Genomic DNA, 7,005 nt, shown 5'->3' on the forward strand with positions numbered 1-7,005 from the left:
AACCAGAGTTAGGGAACCCGGCTTACAGGTGCCTCCAAGCATGACGAGGCGTACGCCCGGCACGGTTGCGAGTATCTGCGCGATCGCGAGACTGTTGGTGACGGCCGTAAGCGCAATGGGCGCAGCCGCGATGGCGCGGGCGACTTCCAGAACTGTCGTGCTTGCGTCGAAAATGACACTCTGCCCGGCGCGAAGTTCCGACATCATGGCCGCACCTATGGCCTCCTTCTCGGCCCTGGCGAAGTGTGCGGCAGTGGCGAGATCCGGCTCGAAGGTGGCGAGTTCAGTGCGTTGAAGCATCGCTCCGCCATGCGTTCGCTCCAATGCTCCCTGCCGTTCCAGTGTCTCGAGGTCGCGCCGTATGGTCGAAGGTGATGCGCCGATGAGATCGATGAGTTCCTGAACGCCGACGGTTCCTTCCCGTTTAAGGCATTCGAGAATGAAAGCATGGCGCTTGGCCGGGATCACATCGACCCGTCCACGCCCGCCATCGTCTTCCCATGATCCGGCGGACGCTGAGGGCGCCATATCTTCCACCGCAGATTTTCGTACATTCCTTGCCACGGTCGTATCTCCGCACAGTGCAGCAACGCGCTCGCCGGAATCACAGCGATCCCAGCATCGCGAATATCACGAATTCATCCGGCGAGCCCACTGGTTTGTGGTGTGGATGAGCGAATTCCTGCCGCTTTTGGTCTTATTAGAATTATTTTGACTGATTTTGATCACATGTGGTAAGCGATAGCCGTCAAACTTCGTCAGTTGGCGCTGGCAAGCGCGCAGTTCTTGTCAAAAATAGAAATCAAGTCAGTGATTTTAGAGCGTTTGGGCTCTGTTGCGAACCGGGTTGGAGGAACCATGCTTTTCTTGTCGAAGCTGAAATCGGCCTTTGTCGGCGCCGCTGCCGCGGCTTTCTTGTCAACGGCGGCTGTCGCCGCCGATCAACCCACGGTCGGCGTTGTCGTGCCGACCTTGGATGCACAATTCTGGAACAGCTATGTCGCTTTCATGAAGAAGGGAGCGGACGAGCTTGGTGTAAAGCTCGTCGTGCTCAACGCCGACAACAAGCCCGACCAGATGGTCAAGTCGCTTGAGGACCTGGTGGCCCAAAAGGTGGACGGCATTGTCTTTACGCCCTATTGGGCCACTGCTGCTCGCGGGCTTACCTTGGCGAAGGAAGCCGAGATACCGGTCATCCTCACTGACAGCTACCCGGATTTTTCGCCTCAGACCGAGCGTTTCCCCAACTACATCGCCTTTATCGGGCCGAGCGATGAAGACGCCGGATACCAAATGGCCAAGGCGCTGTTCGCAGCGATCAAGCCGGGGTCGGATGGCAAGAAAGTGATCGGCGTGGTGAACGGCACCACCGGCACCTCGGTCGCCATTGATCGTCGCAAGGGGCTGGAAGACGCTCTCAAGGAAGCGCCCGATGTGCGCGTCGCCGGCGAAGTCGATGGCAATTTCGTCCGTGATACGTCACAGACCGCGTTTGAATCGCTCTTCCAGGGCAATCCGGACATCACCGGCGTCTGGGCTGCGAACGGCGGCACTGCGACCGGCGTGATGGCTGCTCTCAAGAATCACGGCAAAGCGCCCGGCAAGGACGTCATGGTCGTCGGAATGGATCTCAACCCTGAGAATGTCGATGCGGTAAAGTCCGGCGACCTGCTTTTCGATATTGGCGGTCATTGGCTTCAGGGCGGCTTCGCCCTTGTCGCCCTTTTCGATCAGATCAAGGGAATTCCGGTTCCCGCCGGCGCCGACAATGTCAAGCTGAAGCTGCTGCCGCTGACCAAGGATCGCGTCGCGCAGTYTGAGAAGGACTTTCCCGGCGGCGTGCCGACATATGATTTCCGGCAGCACTCCCGCTTCTACAACAAGGACGCCAAGCCGGCCGTGTTCGAGATGCAGTATAGCAACTGAACGTCCGATTGGGCCTGCCAGCAATCCCACGGTTGCAGCCAGGCCCTGCCTGGCATTTGGGCGTAGTCAATTCATGACACTTACCGCGAGCGACCTGCACAAAAGCTATGGCCAGACACGTGCCGTGGATGGCGTATCCGTGGTGCTCCGGCCCGGTATGGTTCACGCCATCGTCGGCGAAAACGGAGCCGGCAAATCGACGACCTTGCGTATGCTTGCTGGCGCGGAACGGCCTGACAGCGGCGCTATGACCTTGGATGAAGCAAGATATGCTCCACCAAGCGTTGTCGGAGCGGCGGCCCTTGGCGTATCGCTTGTATACCAGGAAATCACGATCAACCGTTCGCTGACCGTTGCCGAAAACATCTTCATCAATCGTCTGCGACAGTTCGCCGGCCCTCTCGGTTTTGTCGATCGCAGGCGTATGGAATTGGCGGCGCAAGCTATCCTCGAACGGATTGGCGCGCAAATATCGGTCTCTGCCGACACAGGCAGCCTCAATCTCGGCGAGCTGAAATGCATCGAGATCGCCCGAGCGCTGTCTACAAACCCGAAAATCCTCCTTCTCGACGAATCCACCGCCTATCTCGATCATCGAGAGGTTCAGGCTGTCCTTCGCGTCATCAGCGAGCTCAAAGGGCAGGGGATGACTGTAGCCTTCGTCTCCCATCATCTCGACGAGGTGCTTGCCGTCGCGGATGAATTGACGATCCTGAAAGACGGGCAATATGTCGGAACATATCGCACGGCCGAGATCGAGCCCAATGAAATTCATCGCCGCATGGTGGGGCGCGAGCTCGCCAAAAGCATCTATCCGCCGCGGCCGCCGAAAGATCCAGGCAAGCCTCGACGGGGTCCTGTTGTCTTCGAAGCCTGCGAGGTCGCCGTTGGGCGCGAACTCGACGGCGTCAGCCTGGATGTACATGCCGGCGAAATCCTCGGCCTTGCCGGATTGAAAGGCGCTGGCGCCGAAGCGCTATTCGCAGCCATTTGCGGCGACTTGCCTTTGCGCAGTGGCTCGATGAAGCTTGCAAATGGTTCATACGCGCCGTCGAGTCCGACTTTCGCCTGGCGACAGGGCGTCGCTCATTTGCCGGGTGACCGTCACAATGAAGGCCTGATCGCCGACTTCAGTCTCCTCGACAATCTGGTGATGGCCCGCCCACCGCATCGTGGGCCGTTCTTCGATCGCGCCGCTGCCATTGCCATCGCGGGTGACCTCATCGCCCAGTTCGGCATCAAGACGCAAAGCGTCGACGCGTCCTGCCGTTCACTCTCGGGTGGCAACCTGCAAAAGGTGGTGATCGGCAAATGCTTGGCTGTCCAGCCACGTCTGCTCCTGCTCAACAATCCTACACGCGGCGTCGATATCGGCGCCCGCGCGGAAATCTATCGCATCATTCAGCAGAAGGCGGCGCAGGGTCTCGCCGTGATCCTGTCTTCAGAAGACATGCCTGAGCTGATCGGTATGTCGGACCGCTTGCTGGTACTCCGGCAAGGACAAATTACGCATCGCATCGAGACGGCAGCCGATGCCACTGAACATGACATCATTGGACATATGGCCTGACCATGGAAACGAACGACACGCCGAGCGCTACCACAACACCGAGCGCAACCGGGGAACCGACCTTGAATGCAAGCAGGTTCGAAGTCGTCAAACGCAGTTTTCCGCTTGCCATGCTCGTTCTGCTCATTGTGATCTTCTCGATATCATCGCCACGCTTCTTGACCTTCAGTAACCTTCTTATTGTGCTTCAACAAGGCACGGTGCTGCTGGTTGCCGCGCTAGGCATGACCTTCGTCATCATGGCTGGTTCCATCGATCTTTCAGTCGGTTCAATTGTTGCACTCGCGGCATTGGCAGCCGCGTTGACAGCTGACAGCCTTGGCGCTGCGGCGATCATTCCCGCCATTGCCGTCGGTGCGGTTGCCGGATTGATCAATGGCGTTCTCCTGGCCAAGGGCAAGGTGCCGTCCTTCATCGCAACCATGGGAGCGATGGTTGTCTATCGCGGCGTCGTGCTTCTTTTCACCCGCGGCGCGCCTGTCTCGATCGAGGATGAGCAATTCCTGAATGTCTATACCAATCGGACTTTGGGCATTCCGCATTCCGTGATCATTGGCTTAGTGCTGATGGTTGTCGCGTATGGCATCATCAACAGGACGGTGTTCGGGCGGGAAGTTCGTGCCATCGGCGGCGGAGAACGTGTCGCCATTTTAACGGGCATTCAGGTCGCTCGCGTGAAAATCTATATGTATGTGCTTCTCGGTGCCTTGTGCGGCATTGCCGGCTTGCTGCAAGCCGCGCGCGCCATGGCCGCCACCGCCCAACTCGGGGAGGGGCTTGAACTGGACGTCATAGCCGCGGTGGTGGTCGGCGGAACACCATTGACCGGAGGCGTAGGCAGCGTTGTCGGTACCATGTTGGGCGTCTTGATCATCACACTGCTTTCGAATGGCATGAACATGGCTGGTGTCGATCCGTACCTTCAGAATATAGTCAAGGGTACGGTTCTGGTATGCGCCGTATTCGTGACCATTGATCGCAAGAAGATCGGCATCATCAAGTGAGCGTCGACCTGCTGTTGGGCGAGATCTCGCGCCTTTTTTCGGATCTTCGCGCACTCGACGTTGTATCTCCAGTCTGCGGCAGTTCGTTTCACGGCCTCTCGATGGACGCTGACCGGGCCTGCGAATAGACTGCCACTGCGATCAGTGTCAGCAGGCCGATGAACCAATATTGCCAGGCTTGTGACAGACCCAGGAAAACCATCGACGAATTGACTTCCTGGATCAGGACGGCGCCAAGCAGCACGCCGATGAAGCTGCCGCGTCCGCCGAAAAGACTGGCTCCGCCGAGGACCACTGCGGCAATGCTGCCCAGCGTGTATTCGATGCCCTGATTGGGATCGCCTATCCCGAGCTGCGCCACCACCATCATGCCACCAAGCGCCGTGAGCAAGCTGCAGGCGATGAACGCGCCGACGACAGTCCAGCCTGTGCGCACACCAATATGCGCCGCCGCCTTCTCGTTAGAGCCAACGGCGCGCAAGCTCATCCCCCAACGGCTGTAGCGCAAACCGACTTCAAGGATGATTGCCAGGACCAACGCGACGATGAACACGACCGGAATGCTGCCGATGGTGGCTTTGATGGTATCCATGACGGTGGCGCTGATGGCCCCATCGGGATAGGGCCGCAGCAACACCGAGATGCCCTGAATGATGATGTAGACCCCTAGCGTCGCGGCGACGGAGGTGAAGTTTCCGAACCGAACCAAGGTCCCGTTGGTCAGGCCGACGAGGGCTGCGGCGCCAAACACGGCCAACACGCCAACGATTATCGTCCCCATGCCGGCACCTTCATTCAGGAAGAATGACGCGATGACGAGGCTCAAGCCAATCAACGGGCCGACCGACAGATCGATCCTGCCGGTGAACACTGCGCACATCTGGCCAAACGAGACGAACGCCAGCGCAGCGGAAAGGAACAGGATTTTCTCGATGTTGAAGCCTGAGACGAAACGAATGTTGTGGCCAGACGCTACCAAGCCCAGCAACACGATTAGCCCGGCAAGCACGAAGCTTGGAACATAGTCGCCGGCGGCAACCATTCGCAGCCAAGAGCGCGTAGCGCCGGATCTATCTCGTCCTTGCTGGTCGGTCTTGCGATGGGTGGTGGCCGTTATCATGGTCCGGCCGATATTGGCCTCATTGACGTCTTGGCCTGAGAGTTCGCCCACGACGTGGCCACGGGAGAAGACCAGCACGCGGTCGCATAGGCCCTCAAGCTCGACAATGTCGGATGAGACGATCACCACCAATGTCCCGTGCGAGGCGACGTCACGCAGGATGCGGTAGATTTCGGCGCGGGCACCCACGTCAACCCCGGCTGTCGGCTCCTCTGCCAGGACGAGCGACGCCTCTGCCAAGAGCGCTCGCGACAGGATCGTCTTTTGCTGGTTCCCGCCGGAAAGCGTGGCGACATTCTGCTCGATCGATGCCGCGCGAATGTTCAGGTCCACACGCTGCGCTTCCATATGCCGCCGTTCGAGCGAACCGTCGACGACACCAAAGTTCGCGAAACGTGACAGGGCCGAAATGGTGCCGTTTTCGCGCACGGAAAGACTGGGAAAAAGGCCTTCATGCTGGCGGTCGGGAGACAGATAGATAATGCCGGCACCACGAGCGGCACCAGGGTTGCCGAGCGGCACGATCTTCCCATCCAGAGTGACGGCTCCACGGGCATTTCCAAGCCCTGCCAGCGAACGCAGGAAGTCGCTCTGGCCGTTTCCGGTAATGCCGGCGATACCAACGATCTCGCCGCCACGCGCCGACATGTTGATGTCTACGAAATCAGCGCCCGAAAGCCCTTTGACCTCAAGAACACTCGCGCCACTCATGACACCGGATGATTTGGGCGGAAATTGCTTGGTAACGGTGCGTCCGACAATGAGGTTGAGAATCTGGTCATCGCTGACATCGCGCACCGGTGCAGATCCCTTCACTTCACCGTCACGCATGACGGTGACCGTGTCTGCGATCTGTCTGATTTCCTGCAGCCGATGCGAAATGTAGATGACCGCCGCGCCCCGAGCCGCAGCTTGGCGCACGTTGCGAAACAGGATGTCGACAAGGTCGGCTGTCAGAGCCGCGGTGGGTTCGTCAAGAATGAGGATCTTCGGGTCGATCGCAAGCGCCTTGGCAAGTTCTATCAGTTGGCTTTGTGCGACGTCGACATCGCACAGCCGGGTCTTGGGGTGAACGGCAGAGCCAACACGACGGAGTTGGGCGACTACCCAGTCATTGGCATTCGCATAATCCGTTCGAAGCGCTGCTGGAACTGCAAGCAGCAGGTTTTCAGCCACCGTCAGATCAGGAAGCACTGCCGGGTGCTGATGCACGATGGCGAGCCCGAGCCGCTGCGCCTGTGCCGCGCTCAAGCGATCTACAGTTTGTCCGCATATTTCGATCGAACCCTGATCGAAGCTCAAATTCCCGGAGGCAATGCCCATCAATGTCGACTTGCCTGCGCCATTTTCTCCCAGAAGCGCATGAACCTCGCCACATCGTGCGT

5 protein-coding genes are annotated in these 7,005 nt (G+C 58.9%); 3 read left to right on the plus strand and 2 right to left on the minus strand.

Annotation, left to right across the window (positions count from 1 at the left end):
* The coding region (locus AC1DX0_RS27950) for a DeoR/GlpR family DNA-binding transcription regulator (protein WP_477357628.1) at window positions 1-564 on the minus strand (564 nt) is incomplete at its 3' end.
* A 198-nt stretch (window positions 565-762) separates the two neighbouring features.
* On the opposite strand from AC1DX0_RS27950, the gene AC1DX0_RS27955 reads away from it, so the two are divergent.
* From AC1DX0_RS27955 to AC1DX0_RS27965, 3 genes are all read left to right on the plus strand, one after another.
* Entirely contained in the window at window positions 763-1,926 is a 1,164-nt protein-coding gene (locus AC1DX0_RS27955; protein ID WP_477357631.1) for an ABC transporter substrate-binding protein, read from the plus strand.
* Between the two features lie 73 nt (window positions 1,927-1,999).
* Entirely contained in the window at window positions 2,000-3,496 is a 1,497-nt protein-coding gene (locus AC1DX0_RS27960; RefSeq protein WP_477222591.1) for a sugar ABC transporter ATP-binding protein, read from the plus strand.
* Between the two features lie 2 nt (window positions 3,497-3,498).
* Window positions 3,499-4,500, plus strand: coding sequence for an ABC transporter permease (locus AC1DX0_RS27965; protein WP_477222590.1), 1,002 nt, complete (start codon window positions 3,499-3,501; stop codon window positions 4,498-4,500).
* An 88-nt stretch (window positions 4,501-4,588) separates the two neighbouring features.
* Here AC1DX0_RS27965 and AC1DX0_RS27970 read toward each other — a convergent pair.
* On the minus strand, window positions 4,589-7,005 hold a 2,417-nt coding region (locus AC1DX0_RS27970), incomplete at its 5' end, for an ATP-binding cassette domain-containing protein (RefSeq protein WP_477357634.1).

This window comes from Mesorhizobium sp. P3_A9 (genome assembly GCF_056402975.1).

Bases quoted from the DNA above. Each gene is read 5' to 3' on its own strand.
- AC1DX0_RS27960 (WP_477222591.1), top strand. From the start codon at position 2,000: ATGACACTTACCGCGAGCGACCTGCACAAAAGCTATGGCCAGACACGT.
- AC1DX0_RS27965 (WP_477222590.1), top strand. From the start codon at position 3,499: ATGGAAACGAACGACACGCCGAGCGCTACCACAACACCGAGCGCAACC.